This window comes from Methanosarcina sp. WH1 (assembly GCF_000970005.1).
In the GTDB taxonomy this organism is placed as follows: Archaea; Halobacteriota; Methanosarcinia; order Methanosarcinales; family Methanosarcinaceae; genus Methanosarcina.
This window is the reverse complement of the sequence record NZ_CP009504.1, coordinates 1,036,422-1,054,160: the sequence shown is the minus strand read 5'-3', so window position 1 is coordinate 1,054,160 and position 17,739 is coordinate 1,036,422. Positions and strand designations below refer to the sequence as shown.

The following is a 17,739-nucleotide window of genomic DNA, read 5'->3' as shown; positions in this document are numbered from 1 at the left end:
AAAAACATTAAGGGGAAATGAAATGAAAAAAATTTCCATATTAATGCTCCTGATTCTACTTTTACTAATCATACCTCTAACCGCTGGAACAGCCCTGGCAAGCAGGTTGATAGACTCCTCATCCATACAGGTAAGCCTTACCAACCAGAACCCTGATGCTGCAAGACCAGGCGAGCCCGTGGAACTCACAGTCAGCGTACAAAATGTGGGGAACAACGACCTTGAAGACATAGTTATCGAAATCACTCCCGAGTACCCTTTCAGCAAAGTTTCAGGAGAAGCGCTTAAAAAAGATATATCTTACCTGAATGCAAGGCAGGATGAAGACAGTGCAGGTGTCCTTAAATTCAAGCTCATGACCGACTCCAACGCTTCTGAGGGCACATACGAAATAGACATAACCACAACTGCAAAATCTGGAGGGAGCTCGTCATCAAGTCCCGTCACCACCACAAAAACTGTCAAGCTTGAGGTAAGAGGGAAAGAATACGCCCAGATAGTGACCATAAACAAGGCAAATATCGATGTGGCAAAGGAAGAACCCCTTGAGTTCATTATAACAAATACCGGGAACTCTCCCCTCAAGAACATGGTCATCTCCTGGAAAGACCCTAAAGGCGTGATCCTGCCTGTCTATTCGGACAATACCAAGTACATTAAGTACCTCGAACCCGGAGACTCCGTAACCGTTGCTTATTCGGTAATGGCAGATGTAAACGCAGTCCCTGGGTTGTACACTCTGGATATAAACCTTACTTTTGAAGACTACGATTCAAATATAAAGAACATCAAGACAACAGCAGGGCTCTTTGTCGGAGGAGAAACAGACTTCGATGTCTCATTTTCCGAAAGTGATGTAGGGGAGATCTCCCTCTCAGTTGCAAATGTAGGCAATAACATGGCGTATTCCGTAAAAGTCTCGGTCCCTAAACAGGAAGGGTACAGAGTAACCGGATCTTCTTCTACAATCGTAGGAAACCTTGAGAAAGGGGACTACACTATCACTACCTTTAATGTGATGGGCACCCAGGCCGCAAACCAGGATACTGAACCCTCAGAGAGAAGAGCCGCTGCTGCCCCGGGGAATGAGTCTCCCACTTCCAGAACTGATCCGTCACTGAAAGTAAGGATCGAATATACGGATGCCAGGGGAGAAAGAATAACAGTCGATAAAGATGTTGCAGTTCAGATGACCGCGTCTGCGGGAACTACAGGAACCGGAGGTAGATCCAGAGCAACAGGTTTCAATAGCAGCCTTAGCTCATATTTGATCTATATTGTGGTAATAGTAGTTGCAGGAGCAGGAGTGGTCCTGTACCGCAGGAAAAAGCTGGAAAAAATTGGAAAAGAATCCAGAGATGAAAAACAGGAAGATCAAAAGCACATACTCTGAAAGTAAGAATACTGAAAAACAAAAACCGAAGGACATTTTATGAGAAATTCAACCTACCTGAAAATGGCTCTGAATATGCTTCTGCACAGCAAACTCCGGAGCTGGCTGACAATCATAGGGATTGTCATAGGGGTCGGGGCAGTGGTGGGGATCATCTCCCTCGGGGATGCTATGGAGGCAAACGTGCAGAGCAGGCTTGCCGACATGGACCTGACAAAAATCATCATCTCGCCAGGATACTCAAGGGCTCAGTCGCGTATGCCAGGCCCCGGGCACGGTGATTGGGGGGGAGGAGGTTCTATGACTGATACTGAGTTGACAGACGATGATATTTCGGCACTGCAGGGTATAGAAGGCATAGCGTACATCGCGGGCGAGATTTCCAGCAGAGAGGAAGTAACGTATACAGGGGAAACAGCAACCCTTTCTATCACAGGGGTGGACCCTCAGGTCTGGCAGTATATGACCCCTCTAGAAACCGAATCAGGAAGAATGCTCAAACCCTCGGATAAGTATGTAGCAGTCATAGGAAGCGGTGTTGCCAGTGGAATTTATGACCAGGACATAGGGATAAACCAGGTGATAACAATCAACGGCAAATCCGTACGCATTGTCGGAATCCTGGCTGAGGAAGGAGGAAGTGAGGACAGGCAGATCTACATGCCAATCGATACCACAGTTTACATGATCGAAGATGCAGAAGAAGATGTCTTTGATTCCATCACAGTAAAAGCCCAGAGTGAAGAGATGGTAGACAGTGTGGTTACAGCAATTGAAAAGAAGCTCATGATCTCCCGCCATATTGTGAGGGAAGATGACAGGGACTTTTCCGTAACCGCCTCAAAGTCAATGGCAGAGTCCGTTACAGAGATGACGGATTCCATTACCCTTTTCCTTGGAGCAATTGCAGCCGTTTCCCTGCTGGTAGGAGCGGTGGGCATTGCAAACACCATGTTTACTGCAGTCCTTGAAAAGACAAAGGAAATAGGCACGATGAAAGCCATCGGAGCAAAAAACAGGGACATTCTTATGATTTTTATCTATAACTCCGCAATGGTCGGCTTTGTTGGAGGTATCTTTGGAGTTATGCTAGGAGGATTTGTTTCGGCTCTGTTTCCTTTCCTTGGAGTGACTCTAATGAGGGGAGGAAGCGGGACGAGCATATCTCTTTCCCCGGGCCTGATGATCTTTGGGCTGACTCTCGCCGTCCTGATCGGGGTAATTTCGGGAGCAGTCCCCGCATACAGGGCTTCAAAACTGAAACCCGTGGATGCACTCAGGTACGAGTAACCGGGAACCCTGATTACAGATAAACATAAAAAGGAGCTTCAATCTCCCGGAAGACAGAAGGTAAATCAGGTAAATCAGGGACTTCCGGGACTTCTACAAATCAGGTTATTCACTCTTCATTTTTGCCTGTTTCCAGTATTCCCTGGGCTTTATTCAAGTCTTCCCGGCTGAACAGCCTGTCAAATTCAGGATACTTCTGGAACTTACCTGTAATCTCCTCAAATATCTGGTGTTTCGGACTGATGATGACGACATGTGCCGGAGGATGAATCTTCTTCAACCTGCTAATCGCCGCCCCTGCGTTAGTTTTCAGCTCCACAAGTGCCGCAGAGTTACATTTTGACCTCAGAGATACCCCCATTACGCTAACAAGAAGCGCGTCAGCATAATCGTTTTCAATGCATCTGGGATTCGTTGAAAACTTGATGTCTCCGTATGTTTCCAGATCGTGTAATGCGATTCTTACTTTTGCCGGGTCATCTGCCCGGACTAATGCAAAAGATTTCATTTTTTACACACCAACAACATGTGAAGTAACTCCCAAACCATATAACATTTTTCCAACTTTTACTCAAAAAAGTAGATTTTCAATGAAAATGAGTTTTTGAATGTTCAACAGGTCGCCTCAGACAAGATTTCATCTGCATAAACAGCTTCAACTTAAATACTAGTAGAGTTCAGGATATTTTCTGGAAAAGAGAAGGTAAACACATCAATCAAAAAGGCGGTGCGAATCAATTATCCTTTTTTGGGGTGCACTGCCTTCTTGATTTGACACAGGATTATTTTCATCTTTCAGGTCAGATCTTTTTTATTGGTTGTTTTCCAGCCACCCAGTTATCTATGAGTGCCCATAACTCAGAGGAATTGCGATCGATCAACAGGCTACCATGCCCCTGGTCATTCCAGCTTATAGTAGTAACCCTGTTATTCGTTTCTCCGACCTCATCTTCGTACCACCATGCTCCGTAATCTCCAAAGCCTCCCCCGAGTCCGACATAAAGTACCGGAGAGTCTATTCTGGAAGAATTTATCTCATAACCCTCTACATTGCCCATCAGACCAGCCATATACTGGTCCAGATACTTTGGCGTATGAGGGACAGCAACCCCGGTTAAAGTCAAATTAAGCAACCTGTCTTCATCAACATAATAGAGGCCACTGGGATCTCCACTCCAGTAGTGATAGTCCGGAGTATAAGGATATTCGGAAAAAATATATGTATGGCTTGCCATGAGCCTGAAAAACTGCCTGTTTGTGAATGTAAGATTGAAATCGTGCCCTTCAGGCTCTGTAGAAGCCATGTAGGCTACGTACATCATACCTGCCATACTACTATCATTATAAACTCCGCTTTCGATACTTTCGGAAATGGAAGCAAATTCCTGCGCCTGACCCTGTATTAATTCGGAATTTTCGGGATTGTATGCGATAATAATATCAACAGGCACTGCTCTGTCAACAGAGCCTGCGGGTAGATCATCATACTCACTTGCCTCATAAGCCGTAAGAAGCAGTGCTCCGTGACTGTGGCCGATTGCCGTAACCTCTATTCTTTCTGCAGATTTACCGCTTAAGAGAGCTGTATGGCTTCTTGAGGCACTGATGCCTTCGTATGTGTCCTGAAGGTATTCATCGAAAGTCCAGTCCTGCATAAAACTGAAATCAGTTTCATCCGCTGGAATATTTGTCTCTCTCCTATCCAGGATATATGCGCTGTACCCCTGCTGAGCATAGTATATCGCCATGTCGGAATAGAATTTTTCAGTCAAAGCATGCCCTGGCAGAATCACCAGATTTTCATCTGCTTTTGTATTCCAGGGACTTTTCTCCTGCACATAGTTGGTAAGAGTGATACTGTCATATTCTCCAAGCCCAACGTTTAACTTGATTTTATACTCTGCCACATCTCCGGAAACAAGTCCTATTCTACTGCTTTCAGTTAGAGACAAATCTGGTTTTGAAACAGTGGACTGAGAAGAAGTGTACGAGGTTTCTGGACTACTCGCTTGATTGTAAATATTATCTATTCGTAAATCAGGAACAACGGCTGAAGCCGGAGAAGAAACAGCTAATAGAACAAATAAGACAGTTATTAGAAAAATTCGCATTTTCATGAGCTCACCTTTTTAATATTATAAAACGAAGGTACGGACTTGAGAATCATGCGTTTTAAAAGAAGACCTGTTATTCCCGTTTTAACGTCAAAGAGAGCAGTGTAAAACAATAAGAATAAGCCAGATAGCTAAAAGTCGCAGCACAAGGAAGGATAAAGCTCCAGCCGGCTTTTTAAGATAACCCTTGAGGATAGCTGACGAAAAGGCTTTCTCACTGGAAAAGTTATCTCACCGATTATACTCCTATGCTCCTTATGCCCTCAAAACACTACTTCTCAAATAAATATAATTTTTACAGATAAGAATTGCAATTTTAATTTTAAGTTCGATTTTTTTATAATGTTATGGATAATTCTATACATAAAATACTTTTAAGGTAAGCTGGAGACCTGAAAAAGAGTCAAGAAAAGTAGTGTTTCTCAACTTATAATAAACTGCCAGTATATTGCCATCCCTAAAATCCATTCTTTTAGTGAGTTTTCACAAATGATACAAAGGAAAATACGGGAGAAATACAGAAGCTATTATCCTGATTTCAACAATATCGCAATTGGAAGGCAAAATTCACATAATTTTACTGCAGTAAGCCAGCCGAAAGTGAACTAAACCATAGGCTCAATAAATCTAGGACTTACTTATTGGAGAAAACTAGTTCCTGGTGAGACCAACAGTCAATATTTTTAAAAACCTATTTTGCAAAACAATTCTACAGGTAATCCCCTGGAAGAGGTATAGAGGATGAAAAAATATCTGTCAATACTATTAGTTTCAGTCCTTATTTTTGGGGCTGTACTCCCGTGCGCTACTGCAGGGGCGAAGGCAAATTCATCAGGAGACAATTCGACTATTGAAGAGGAAACTACTGTTATTGATGTTTCTGATGACACTAATGAAAATTCTGTTGAAAAAGAAGATACTATTGTTGCAAATGATTCTGTTGTAGTTGATACTACAATAATATCAACAGATAACGATATTTACAATTCTGACGATGACTATAATTACATCTGTAAACACAGACGATGATTACATCACAGCTAACAATTCTTCTGTATATAATGGTGATGTCACAATTATAGATGATTCATCACAGACTAATATCCAGTATGTAGAAACAACACAGGTAAACATGGATAATAGCCAGAAGGTAACTGTTGATGTTAAGAATGACAATTCAGTTGTCAACAATATATATTTTGAATCAACAACAGATTCAGGCAATGCAAAAGTTGTTATCGAAGATCTGAAAGATGATACATCTTTAGTTGAGAAACCAACAGGTGATATTTACAAGTCATTTAACATATGGATCGACAGTGATAATGCAAATAATATTGAAGATGCAGCTGTTAATTTTAAAGTTGAAAAGACATGGCTTCAAGCAAATGGTCTTGATAAATCATCCATTGTCCTGAATATGTATGATAATGGTGAATGGGTAGCAGTACCAATTACAATAACAGGACAGGATTCAACGTATGTGTACTTTACAGCTGAAGTATCAGAATATTCTACATTTGCAATTACAAGCAAAACAATAACTGTAGATAATACTCTTACACCAACATCTTCGGATAGTAATACAGAAGAAACAAATGGTCTAACAAAAAGTGAGATAATACATATACTTGAAATGATTCTCGCATATCTTAAGGGAAACTAATTTCCCTTATTTTTTTGATGAGGTATCATGCGTAAACATATAAAATTAGCATGACTTTTTCTTTTCACTTGTATTTCAATCTCTCACACGCTCAGAGCCCTGATTATCATCAATCCTGTCATAAAGCTCTTTCAGATCCCTGTGCAGTCTGAAGATTTCCTTTTCCCAATCCTTTTTACGGGATTCCGGGTAGGAACCCATCTTCAAAGCTGCCATCTTTGCGTAGTTACGGGAAACTTTCCTGTTGCTCCAGGAAAGGCCGAAAGCCTGATCGGTTTTTTTGATGCTGTATTTTTCGTGGATCAGGAACTCATAGAGTACAGGAACCTTATCCAGTTTTTCTTCGGAGCTTTCGGGAAAGTCCGGGGAAAGATCAGCCAGATTCCTGAGACGGGACTGGACGTTACAACTTTCGGGGCACAGTTTCTCCGAGTTTGCAAACTCAAGCATCTTCCTGAATTCAAGGAAAATATCCGTCTGCCCGAAACCCGAGGGCAGAGTTTCTCCGAGGAAAATAAGGACATGGATGCATTCATGAAAGAGGATTTTTGCAATCAGAAACTCGATTCTCTCCTGAAGGTTCCACAACCTTTCAACCAGTTCCTCATCCCACAGTTCATGAGGATTTACCAGAATGAGGGACCTGTAGATTATTTTCTTATCTTTTCTGGAAACGATCTTCTTCGGCTCGAAGGCTAACCCCTGCAGCTTTCCGAAAAACTGTATTCTTACTGCCAGATCCCAGCAGTGTTCCCATCCTCCGGAATGCACACATTTTACCCGATAATATTTTCCGTCAAAGTGCACCTTTTTTATCAGTCGGTAGAGGTCCTCACTCTGTTCTTTAATAAGGGCTTTTATCGCGGGCTCCCGGAAAATGTTCAGGTCAAGCTGGAGAAGCCCGGGAGAAAAAAACAGGTACTCAGGAGCAGGAAACGAAACCGGAGCAAACGCCGGGACAAGATAGGGGAACGGTGAAGCTGCAGAAGATAATATTCCCCTGATCCCATGTGCATGCAAACCGGTTTTTTTCTTTGGCGAAGTCTTTTTTGTTCCTGTTCCCTGCTTCATGAATTTACCCCTTACAATTTGACCCGTTTTCCCCATATTACGAATTCATCTGTAACACAATAATAAATTTTTATGTTAATATGTAATATTATGATTAATTAGATATATAATTTTTCATACAAAACATCATAATCGTATTAATAAACCGAATGGCATAAAAACCTGAGATTCTTGAAAAATTAGCAAATGAAACCTGGCGTTTCAGACAAAGCTGCCAATCGACATAAGCTTAGAAACAAAATTTATGAAAGGGGAACATGACAACTGAGAATTAATAAAAGGGAAACAGGATAACTGATAATTAATAAAAGAGAAGAAAGATAACTGATAATTAATAACATAGGGGAATGGGATAGTTGATCATACTTGACGAGCCATACGTTTCTCAAATTCTACGGGACACCATCATAGAAATGAATCTTCCTGTTCTGAAAAACAAAACCTCTGAACGCCTGGGTTTCAACAGGGAGGTCAAACTGCTGGAAGACGCCGAATTCATAGAACTCCTCAAAAGCCAGAAAACCTGCAAAATATACAGTAATTCTGAAATCTCCCTCGTCTGGATAGCAGACAACCTTGGATTCACCGGTATCCTCGAAAAAATAGGGCTCTTTAAGGATAAGTTCAGGTTCAGGCAGCTGATTGAACACATCTATCCTGACTTTTCCTATCAGGGAGTGAAATTTGAAAGCCTGGACGAACTGGACATCGGAGCCGTCAGAAAGCCTTTCATAATCAAACCGGCAGTCGGGTTCTTCAGTGCGGGGGTTTATAAGGTCAGTACCGGGGAAGAATGGGAAAAGACCCTGTCAGTCTTAAAGCAGGAAATGGAAGCAATCAAAGGGCTGTTCCCGGCTCAGGTGTTCAGTTCAGGGAAATTTGTGCTTGAAGATTGCATCGAAGGGCCGGAGCTGGCTGTGGATGCTTACTATAACGGCGAGGGAAAGCCGGTGGTCCTGAATATCCTGGAGCACCTGTTTCCGGCGGAAAATGATGTTGAAGATAAGGTCTATGTGACTTCAAAAAAGACCATTGAGACCTATCTGGAAGCAGCCCTGAAACTGCTACGGCAAATAAATGAAGCTGCAAAGCTGTGGGATTATGAGGTGCGGAGTTCTGAGTTGCCGGATGCGAAACTGCAGGAACCACCGGGATTGCGGGATTTTCCGCTGCATATTGAACTCCGGGTGGACAAAAACAACCGGCTAGTACCCATAGAGGTGAATCCAATCAGGTTTGCGGGGTGGTGTACTGCCGATATCGCGTATTATGCTTACGGAATCAATGTCCACAGGTATTTTTTAGAGGGAATGGAGCCGGACTGGAAGGAGATCCTGAAAGGTAAGAATGAGGTTCAGGAGAGTGAGAAAGATAACATTACCTATTGCCTTTTGATTGCCAAAAAACCGGATGAGATTGAAACAGAAGATATTGAAGCGTTTGATTACGAAAGCTTTGTATCTCACTTTGAAAAGCCTCTGGAACTGCGGAAGCTTGATTACAGGCAGTATCCGGTTTTTGCGTTCCTCTTTACTGAAACAAGGAACAGTAACCCTGGGGAGATTGAGAGGTATTTGAGGACAGATTTGAAGGAGTATGTAAGGGTGAAAACTAGCAATTGTAGTTGAGAACTAAATCTACAAGCTATGCCGGATAAAGGGTCAGAACAGTTTTGCAACAAATATAAAAAAAGTTAATGGATTCAATGATTCTCTTTCATTGAATCGCTAAATATAAGTTGACAGGATACCATCCATTAACAACTGGTTCTTTCACATTTTTCCATATTTTTTTAGTCATAACGCTTAGAAGGTGGTTCCAGCTGTTTCATTATCACCGCTAACACATTTGTTGCGGCGACAATAAGAGATACCACACATTATTCCATGAGTCATAGGTAGCTACAATTGGATATCCTTCCTGTATCCATTTGTCGATACCACCTTCTATGTTATACACCTTTTTGTAACCGGCATCTACCAGCAGACTGCTTGCCTCAGCACCTCTTTTTCCTACTTTACAATAAACAAGCATTTTTGTATTTTTATTACATGGCAATTCTTTCATTCTTGCTGGTAGTAGCTCTTCAGGAGGTAACGCAACAGGGTCCTGTGCTGGTACATTTTTCAGTGGTAGCAGTACTGCCCCTTCAATATGCCCCAAATTGTATTCAGCCGGTGTACGAACGTCCAGAATGAATACATCTTTTTCGATCATATCTCTAGCATTACAGGCACCCACATTTGTGTATGTGCATTTGCTTGCTGCCGCCATCCCAGGTGTAATTATCAGGAAGGCCAGAAGAACTGCAGCAAAGTACGACAAATATTGTTTATTCAGTTAAACTCCCCCGCATCTGGTTCTCTCTGAATTTAAACATTGAAACTTTTGGGTAAATTCGTTCCAACTTAATAACTATTATTAAAATCCGTATTCAGAAGCAGTACCCAGAAGTGACAGTTGTTTGCTTTATACAGATATTTGCGAATACCCATTAGCTGCAATCTGTCATATTGTATAATAAATTGGTACAAAAAAGCAAGAACCCAAAATCTGGATTTCAATAATTAAATAATGTACTAACTTCAAATATACATATTATTAGGAATAAATGATCCATATAATAATAGTTTGTTATAGATTAACAGGCTTATTGTATGTTTTAATGATTCCTCTATATATGGGCAGGTTAACTGAATTTTTGTCTGGAGATAATACATTTACTGTTAAATTTGGGGACTTATACAACAAGATTTAACCTTTTTACCTGCGTGCATCTGATTTTAAACATAAAAATTTCCGTTCAGATATTTGAAATATTCAAGTATTTGAAAGAAATAGAGGCGTTAAAAGAAGAAAACGTTAAAGGCAGAAGACGAGGACCATGAAGACAACGCTCATGCTTTTCAGCCTGAATATCCTGCTCACCCCTGTTTAAAGAAACAATTAAGGGAGGAACAGGAAGGAGCAGGGGAAGCCCAGTCCTGAGTTCACAGTTTCAATCCTGAGTCCAAATACCCATCCTGATTTCACATTTCAAACCTTGTCATAACTCCATGAAGCTTATCAGTAGGGAGCCTGTAGAACTGGACAAAAGAGGGAGACAGTTTCTTTATTACGGAAAAGACTTTCCATATCAAGTTATTGGTAAATATGTCTTCTATTCCGTAAAAGATTGTTTTTTCATGGATGCCTTTGTCTTTCAGGATCTGTACGACATCAATAATTTCCATGTACCCCATACTGATTTCAAAAACCCTCAATCCTTTTGCCAGTTCGTTTGTGAAAGAGCTTTTAACCCCAAACGGGCTTTCACACTTGACAATTGAAATAAATATATTGTCTTCATAAATAATATTGTTCTCAAACATTATGTGGGAAATGTATTGAGGAATATTAATTATGTCCCGGGAAAAGAAAAGGGCAGTTCCACTGATTTTATTTTCACTGGCATATACCTGGTTATATTTTTCAAGGAAATTATCAATCTTCATGGGCTTCATCAGTTCATAAAGCCTTTTTTGACCGGAAGTGTATATGAGGATCAGAGCAAAAACGACAGCTGCTATGACAATTGACCAGTACCCCCCATGCGGAATTTTATAGGTGTTTGAAAGAAGAAATACTACATCGATACCGGTCACAAGAAGGGATACAAAAGACCTGACCAGCATTTTTTTGAAATAAAAGATTAAAGTCATCATCAGACCTGTAATTGACATGGTTCCTGTAACTGCCAGCCCGTATGCAGCCGCAAGTCTGTGAGAGTCCCTGAACTCAAAAATCATAAATAAGACAGAGATAAGGAGAAGCCAGTTTACTGCACTAATATAAATCTGGGACTGTAATTCGCCTGAAGTATAATCGATCTTTAGCATGGGGATTATTCGAGTCGTTATCCCCTGATATACTATTGAAAACACACCGCTGATCATGGCCTGAGAAGCAATGATTGTAGCTATGATACTAAGGATAAGGAATGGAACATATACGAGATGTGCCTGCTGATTTATCATCTCAAATAATACATTTCTCGAATCCGGGTTTCTGATGAGAAATGCTCCCTGTCCGAGATAATTCAAAACCAGAGCGACAAACACAAATCTCCAGGCTTTCAAAATAGGCTCTCTTCCCAGGTGCCCCATATCGGCATACAACGCCTCGCCCCCCGTGGCACAGAGGGTAACTTCGGATAATACAAAAAATCCCGTAAGCCCGTTATCCATGAGAAATCTGATAGCGTAATAAGGATTTATGGCCCTGAGCACGCCGGGAGTATAAAAAATGGAGGCAATACCTGAAAATGCAATGGCTATGAACCATAAAATCATTATTGGCCCAAAGACCCATGTAATCTTTTCTGTTCCCTTGTTCTGGATTGAAAAAAGAGCTACTGCGATTATTCCGGCAATGAGCATGATAGATTCTTGCCCGATGTCTTGAAATTCAGGGATGATCCGCAGGCCTTCAACGGCACTCAGGATGCTGATCGCAGGCGTAATGACTCCATCCCCAATAAGAAAAGAGGTCCCTATATAGGCTAACAATGTGATTAGAGCTACACTTCGACCGGATTTAAGAAGAGGGACGAGCAGCTCTTTTAATACAATTGTTCCTCCTTCCCCTTTATTACCCAGGCTCATGGCAAGCCAGGCATACTCCACAGTTACAAGCGTGATAAGTGTCCAGATAATTAAAGATAAAACTCCTATTACGTGAACTTCCGTAGGTCTTGTGAGAAGGAATATAACGGTCAGGGTATAGATAGGACTTGTTCCTATGTCTCCAAAAACAAGACCTATAGAATTTACTATACCCCTGATATCGGATTTTGAAAACGTAATATATCACCATATTTGTTCCAGAAATTTTTGGGCAAAAAACATGATTTGAGATGAAAAGTTACAGGAATCTGAATCCTGTGGCAACAAATCATGATTTTACTCTGCCAGAAAAGAGTGAAAAGAAATTGAATTTACAGAATTTTTAACTCGCCAATTTCCCATTTTCATTTAAAATTCGTCTCTTCCTTATGATTTTCAGTTTTTTATTCAATTAACCTTAAAGTAAATATTGTATTATAATAATGCATGGTGCTGAGAATTACTTTTTCATATATAAAGATCTTGACCCATTATCCCGAGATATCGATATTGAACAGTGATCAAGCCAATTAATTGATATTGAACAGTGATCAAGCCAATTAATTGATATTGAACAGTGATCAAGCCAATTAATTGATATTGGCCGGTGATAAAGCTGATAAATCGATATTAATTCTTCTGATCCAAAAAATGTGTCTCTCAGGTTATACTTATTATCCCTGCATATGGAAAGGTAAATAAAAAACATTTCGCCACAAAATAAGAAAATGTTAAAGGCAGAGAGATCAAAGAAGAATAGGATAAAAAATGGGATAGAATAAAAAATGTGCAATTTCAAAAACGGCAGGAAAAATGAGCATAGAAGAGGCAGAGGAAAAAGATGGAGTAGAGGACTATAAAGGGGACACTGCGAAGGAAAATCTACATCTTCCCCCCAATCAGAAAGCAACCGAAGGAGTTGACATCCTCCTTGGAGACCCAAAAAAAGCTGTGGTCAAGCTCTCCATTCCGATCATAGTCGCCATGTCCGTACAGACCATCTACAGCCTGACCGACACCTTCTGGGTTGCAGGCCTGGGTGCGGATGCCCTTGCTGCGATCGGGTTTGCCTTTCCTTTTTTCGTAATTCAGATGGCACTTACAGGCGGGCTTGGGGTTGGCGGAGGAGCTGCGATTTCCCGGCGGATAGGGGCAAGGGACAAAGCTGGAGTGGATAACGTTGCAGTGCACACCTTTGTGATAATGTTCATCCTCACGGTTCTTCTTACCGCTCTCGCCCTTGCCTTTGTAAGAGACCTTTTCATGTACAGCGGAGCCGGGAAGACTACAGAACTCGGAGTTGCTTATTCAAGGATCATCTTTGCAGGCAGTTTTGTGTTCTTTTTTACGAACGTTGCAAACTCCATTCTCAGGAGTGAGGGAGACTCAAAGCGAGCCATGCAGTCCATGATCCTGGGGTCTGTCCTGAACATAGTGCTTGACCCCATTTTCATCTATACCCTGGGGCTTGGGGTTGCAGGAGCTGCTCTTGCGACTGTGATTTCTTTTGCCAGCTCAGGCCTGCTGATGTTCTACTGGTTTTTTGTCAAAAAAGACACATACGTTTCATTCAGGTTCCACTCTTTCAAATTCGACCGGGCCATCGTCCTGGACATCTTCAGGGTAGGCATTCCTTCATCGGTCGAGCAGGTCGCTCTGGCAATGACCGCCCTCTTCATGAACCTTATCATTGTCAATGTCAGCAGCACCGATGGGGTTGCAATCTATGCCACAGGCTGGAGAGTCGCAAGCATTGCGGTTGCTCCCTTGATAGGAATTTCAATCTCCGTGGTCTCGATTAGCGGGGCTGCTTTCGGGGAGTTTAATGTTAAAAAAGCCCGACAAACCCTTATTTATGCAACAGAAATAGGCTTTCTGGTAGAAGCTGCCATAGGTATTGCTGTATATATATTTGCTCCACAGATTGCAGCTGTTTTCACCCAGGCTGAAACTGCCGCCCGTATCGCTCCGGAACTAACAAGACTCCTTAAAATTATGACACTCTTCTATCCAGCGGTTGCCTTCGGAATGCTCTCTGCCTCTCTCTTCCAGGGTGCAGGAAAGGGCATAAGCGCCCTTATTGCCACCCTCCTGAGAAGTCTGGTTCTGACTCCCCTCTTTGCTGTTCTCTTTGCCTACGAACTTGATTGGGGGCTTTCCGGAGTATGGTGGGGGCTTGTTGTGGGAACAGTTATCGGTTCTCTGGTTACTTTTGTATGGGCTCAGATCTACCTAAGATACATGATCCGTGCTACAAAAACCGGGAAAAAATGTTGATTACGTCAGGATGCCTGATACTCGCATATATCTTCGTTTATCAAATCATAAAATATAAATAAAACCTGTTTATTTTTAGTTTGAAATCGAACAGTAAGAAAAGTGAATAGTAAGATTACATACAGTCATGATTCGGATGATACTATAGAAATAAAAACCCAGTCAACCTCGATAAGATTCGGTGAACCCAACAAAAACAGTTAAATTCGGAAAAATCCGATAAAGACCGGAAAACACCCATCAAAAATCAGTCAGAAGGTTGAATCATCTGAATAATGACTGAAAAAAGCGCCTCACTGTGATAACCGATGAAAGAAGAAAGAATAAAAGAAACGGTAAAACTTCAGTTTGAAATGATCCATCTCTTCCATAAAAATTTTGCCGAAACTTTTCGCCAGGCAGGAAATAATCCATACAATCTCAAAAAAAATCAGAATAAGGTTATCCTGATTATAGGGACAGCAGGTGAGATTATGCCCACTACTCTTGGAAAGTGTCTAGACCTTCAGAAAGGAAGCCTGACCAGCATGATCGATGCTCTGGAAAGAGAGAAACTTGTCTACAGGAAAGGAGATCCTGGAGACCGAAGAAAGACCCTGGTTTCACTTACAGATAAGGGGAAAGCTTACAGGGACTGGTTCACAAAGGAGCTCGAAAAAAATGCATCTGAAGTTATGAACCGGCTTGTCGAAGAAGATATTGTAGCCTATCAGGAAAGCCTGAAAACAATACTTAGCACACTGAAGAAACTGGATGAAAGTGCCTGAAAAGGAAAAGCACCCAGAAAACGATACTAGTACCATAACAATTTAAATGTGGTGCATAACATATAGACATTTTTTCATCAGCAATTTTTCTCGTAATTTTGGCGTGTAATGGAATTCTATCTTTTCTAGAATCTGTTTTGCTTCCTCTTCGCTTAATGTTTCGTAGAATGACTTTTCGTTATGGGTATTGAGATTATCCGTAACCAGCCGGATGACTTCAACTTCAGAACGTTGTACATTCTTTCTCTATACTCGGTATTTATTGTTTGAATACACCACATCCGCCTTAACCAAGGTTTAATTTTGCTTTTTTTAGAATAAGTCGGACGCTCTCTTTGTTTATTATTTCAAACCCTTCTTTTATCTTCAGTTCTTCAGTAGGCAGTACAAATGTCCACCTTTTTCTTCCATCAGAAGGTGTGGTACATGCTTGTGCTATGATTTCAGCAGTGTGCTTTTCGGTGTATTTTATAGGTTGACCGGTTCTTGTTTGATCCTCAAGAGCGCTTTGGAGACCTTCATCCAAGTACCTTTTCTTGATTCGTCCAACAGTATTCCTGCCAACATTCAATATTTCTACGATCTCGGTGTTCTTTTAATTCTTGTTGGCAAGTAACAGGATTCGTGCTTTTGTTAGTTCTCGTGCACTTTTCTGTCCCTTTTTAAAAAAGTCTAGAAGATACTGTACTTTATCTTCTTCAAGTTTTATTTTTGCCATGAATGAAGATACAGACGGGATTCAAAGCCTATAACTATGACCCAAAATTAAGTTACCATGACACTGGCGGGGAAGTTTAAGAAGATATGGACTAAACAAAAGGATAAATGCCACTTCTGTGACCAACTTATTGATATTGCAGAAGAAAAGGACCTACACCCCATAATCCCAATAGCAGATGGAGAAACTTATAGAATTGACAATTTCGTCTACGTGCACAAGCATTGCTATCAACAGCATAAGGAAATAAAAGGATAACTGTCTCCCAATATATAAATGGTTTGAAAATGCTTGAGCGGTATGATATGAAAATGTCATGTACCGTTCTTAGAAGAGAAAAGGAGAGTAATCTCCTGACTTATTCGACATAGAAACTTTATCATAAGGCCTCAGTAAGAAACTCCTGGGCTCTCTTTACACGATGTTTGAAAAATATATGTATAAGTCCTTGCTCTTTTCCATGCAGTAAATCTGCTTTACATTTGATAATTATTTATAAGTTTGCCTTTAAGTATTCTAACAAAATTCATAATTTACATTACAAAATTTTTACAAACAATCCAGTGAGGGACATACATGAATAAAAAAAGTCTTTTGATCGTTTTAATTATTTTATCAGTTACTTTTGTTTCCGGTTGCACTAATCTTGCCAATGACTTCTCCGAAAGATCCGGCAATATTGAGAAACCCAACAATATTGAAAGCAGTGCGGAATCAACTTCAGATCTTATCAATAGTGAAACTGACGTTCTCTATCAGGTCTCAACAATCGACGCCCTGCTTCAAGGCGTTTATGATGGAATTTTACCAATTGCGGAACTTGAAACCCATGGGGACTTTGGTATAGGGACTTTTGACGGGCTTGAAGGGGAAATGCTTGCCCTCGATGGCAATTATTATCAGATAAAAACAGATGGAATTGCCTATCCCGTATCCGGGGAAATGACAACTCCCTTTGCCACTGTAACCTGCTTTGAAGCCGATGAAAATTTTCGACTTGAGGAGCCTGCAAACCTTACCGAACTTGAAGCCTTCCTTGACCTGAACCTGCCTTCGAAAAACCTTTTTTATGCGGTCCGGGTTGACGGGAATTTCTCTTACATAAAAGCACGAAGCGTACCAAAACAGGAAAAACCCTATCCAAAACTCGCGGATGCCGTATCCACCCAGTCGGTCTTCGAATTTGAAAACATAAGCGGCACACTGGTAGGGTTCAGAGCCCCTGAATATATAAAAGGTGTAAATGTGCCAGGGTATCACCTTCACTTCATCACAGCGGATAGAAGCGCAGGCGGGCATGTCCTGGACCTTGAGATGGAAAATGGAGATGTTGCCCTTGACATTACCATTGCGTTCTTCATGGAGCTTCCCACCAGCGGGGACTTCTATAACGTGGATTTAAGCCAGGACCTCCAGGCTGATATGCAAAAGGTTGAAAAGTGACCTCTAATTTTCACTTTTTTACATTTTTCTTTGCTTTTTGAAGGAAAATTTTCCCCACTCCCTCTTTATTTTTGTTTTATTCTCTTTATTTTTTCTAATTTTTTCTTTGTTTCTCTTCCCACTTCCATTTAATTTTTGTATATTATTTCCCTTTACTTCTTCTTAATTTAATTACCGTTTTGCCTTTATTTTGTCTTGTAAATTTTTAGGTCTGTTAGTTTGTTTACTTTCTTTTATTTCTTCGTTCTTTTTTCTTCGTCTGATTTTTTGTTGAGACGTGAATCTCAACATTCCGCCTGTTCATAGAGAGTTTGCAGCTTTTACTATTCTGATTTACTATTCCCAATTTACTATTCC

13 protein-coding genes and 1 pseudogene are annotated in these 17,739 nt (G+C 41.0%); 8 read left to right on the top strand and 6 right to left on the bottom strand.

From position 1 onward, the window contains the following. Positions 1 to 22 precede the first annotated feature (22 nt). Together MSWH1_RS04760 and MSWH1_RS04755 are read left to right on the top strand one after the other, a co-directional pair. Entirely contained in the window at positions 23 to 1,393 is a 1,371-nt protein-coding gene (locus MSWH1_RS04760; protein ID WP_048126576.1) for a COG1361 S-layer family protein, read from the top strand. Between the two features lie 39 nt (positions 1,394 to 1,432). Continuing rightward, positions 1,433 to 2,683, top strand: a complete 1,251-nt coding sequence (locus tag MSWH1_RS04755; protein ID WP_048126574.1) for an ABC transporter permease — start codon at positions 1,433 to 1,435, stop codon at positions 2,681 to 2,683. 109 nt (positions 2,684 to 2,792) lie between these two features. Here the strand turns inward: MSWH1_RS04755 and MSWH1_RS04750 are convergent, their stop codons facing one another. Then, positions 2,793 to 3,191: a DUF356 domain-containing protein gene (locus MSWH1_RS04750; RefSeq protein ID WP_048126572.1), complete on the bottom strand. Its 399-nt coding sequence runs from the start codon at positions 3,189 to 3,191 to the stop codon at positions 2,793 to 2,795. A gap of 292 nt (positions 3,192 to 3,483) precedes the next feature. Continuing rightward, complete coding sequence (locus tag MSWH1_RS04745; protein WP_231585586.1) at positions 3,484 to 4,590, bottom strand: hypothetical protein; 1,107 nt, start codon at positions 4,588 to 4,590, stop codon at positions 3,484 to 3,486. A gap of 948 nt (positions 4,591 to 5,538) precedes the next feature. Here MSWH1_RS04745 and MSWH1_RS04740 point away from each other — a divergent pair. Together MSWH1_RS04740 and MSWH1_RS04735 are read left to right on the top strand one after the other, a co-directional pair. Beyond that, positions 5,539 to 5,826, top strand: a complete 288-nt coding sequence (locus MSWH1_RS04740; protein WP_048126568.1) for a hypothetical protein — start codon at positions 5,539 to 5,541, stop codon at positions 5,824 to 5,826. Beyond that, on the top strand, positions 5,792 to 6,463 hold the full coding sequence (locus tag MSWH1_RS04735; protein WP_048126566.1) for a PGF-pre-PGF domain-containing protein: 672 nt from the start codon (positions 5,792 to 5,794) through the stop codon (positions 6,461 to 6,463). The genes MSWH1_RS04740 and MSWH1_RS04735 overlap by 35 nt, the downstream gene beginning before the upstream one ends. A 75-nt stretch (positions 6,464 to 6,538) precedes the next feature. Here the strand turns inward: MSWH1_RS04735 and MSWH1_RS04730 are convergent, their stop codons facing one another. After that, positions 6,539 to 7,534 (bottom strand): hypothetical protein, encoded by a 996-nt coding sequence (locus MSWH1_RS04730; protein WP_048126564.1) that lies wholly within the window; start codon positions 7,532 to 7,534, stop codon positions 6,539 to 6,541. A gap of 356 nt (positions 7,535 to 7,890) precedes the next feature. Between MSWH1_RS04730 and MSWH1_RS04725 the strand changes: the two genes are divergently transcribed. Continuing rightward, positions 7,891 to 9,162, top strand: coding sequence for an ATP-grasp domain-containing protein (locus MSWH1_RS04725; RefSeq protein ID WP_048126562.1), 1,272 nt, complete (start codon positions 7,891 to 7,893; stop codon positions 9,160 to 9,162). Positions 9,163 to 9,373: 211 nt separating this feature from the next. Here the strand turns inward: MSWH1_RS04725 and MSWH1_RS04720 are convergent, their stop codons facing one another. Together MSWH1_RS04720 and MSWH1_RS04715 are read right to left on the bottom strand one after the other, a co-directional pair. Further along, positions 9,374 to 9,751 (bottom strand): rhodanese-like domain-containing protein, encoded by a 378-nt coding sequence (locus MSWH1_RS04720; protein WP_231585585.1) that lies wholly within the window; start codon positions 9,749 to 9,751, stop codon positions 9,374 to 9,376. A gap of 812 nt (positions 9,752 to 10,563) precedes the next feature. Continuing rightward, a complete protein-coding gene (locus MSWH1_RS04715; protein WP_255350509.1) occupies positions 10,564 to 12,336 on the bottom strand; it encodes a KUP/HAK/KT family potassium transporter in 1,773 nt (590 codons plus the stop codon). A gap of 654 nt (positions 12,337 to 12,990) precedes the next feature. Between MSWH1_RS04715 and MSWH1_RS04710 the strand changes: the two genes are divergently transcribed. Together MSWH1_RS04710 and MSWH1_RS04705 are read left to right on the top strand one after the other, a co-directional pair. Continuing rightward, positions 12,991 to 14,454, top strand: coding sequence for an MATE family efflux transporter (locus tag MSWH1_RS04710; protein WP_048126556.1), 1,464 nt, complete (start codon positions 12,991 to 12,993; stop codon positions 14,452 to 14,454). Between the two features lie 308 nt (positions 14,455 to 14,762). Beyond that, a complete protein-coding gene (locus MSWH1_RS04705; protein WP_048126554.1) occupies positions 14,763 to 15,221 on the top strand; it encodes a MarR family winged helix-turn-helix transcriptional regulator in 459 nt (152 codons plus the stop codon). Positions 15,222 to 15,317: 96 nt separating this feature from the next. On the opposite strand, the pseudogene MSWH1_RS17895 reads toward MSWH1_RS04705, so the two are convergent. Next, positions 15,318 to 15,939 (bottom strand): annotated as a pseudogene (locus MSWH1_RS17895) (helix-turn-helix domain-containing protein); the annotation flags it as partial. Positions 15,940 to 16,515: 576 nt separating this feature from the next. On the opposite strand from MSWH1_RS17895, the gene budA reads away from it, so the two are divergent. Then, the gene (gene budA, locus MSWH1_RS04690; protein ID WP_048126550.1) at positions 16,516 to 17,382 is read left to right on the top strand and encodes an acetolactate decarboxylase; all 867 of its coding nucleotides are present in this window, start codon (positions 16,516 to 16,518) and stop codon (positions 17,380 to 17,382) included. Positions 17,383 to 17,739 lie beyond the last annotated feature (357 nt).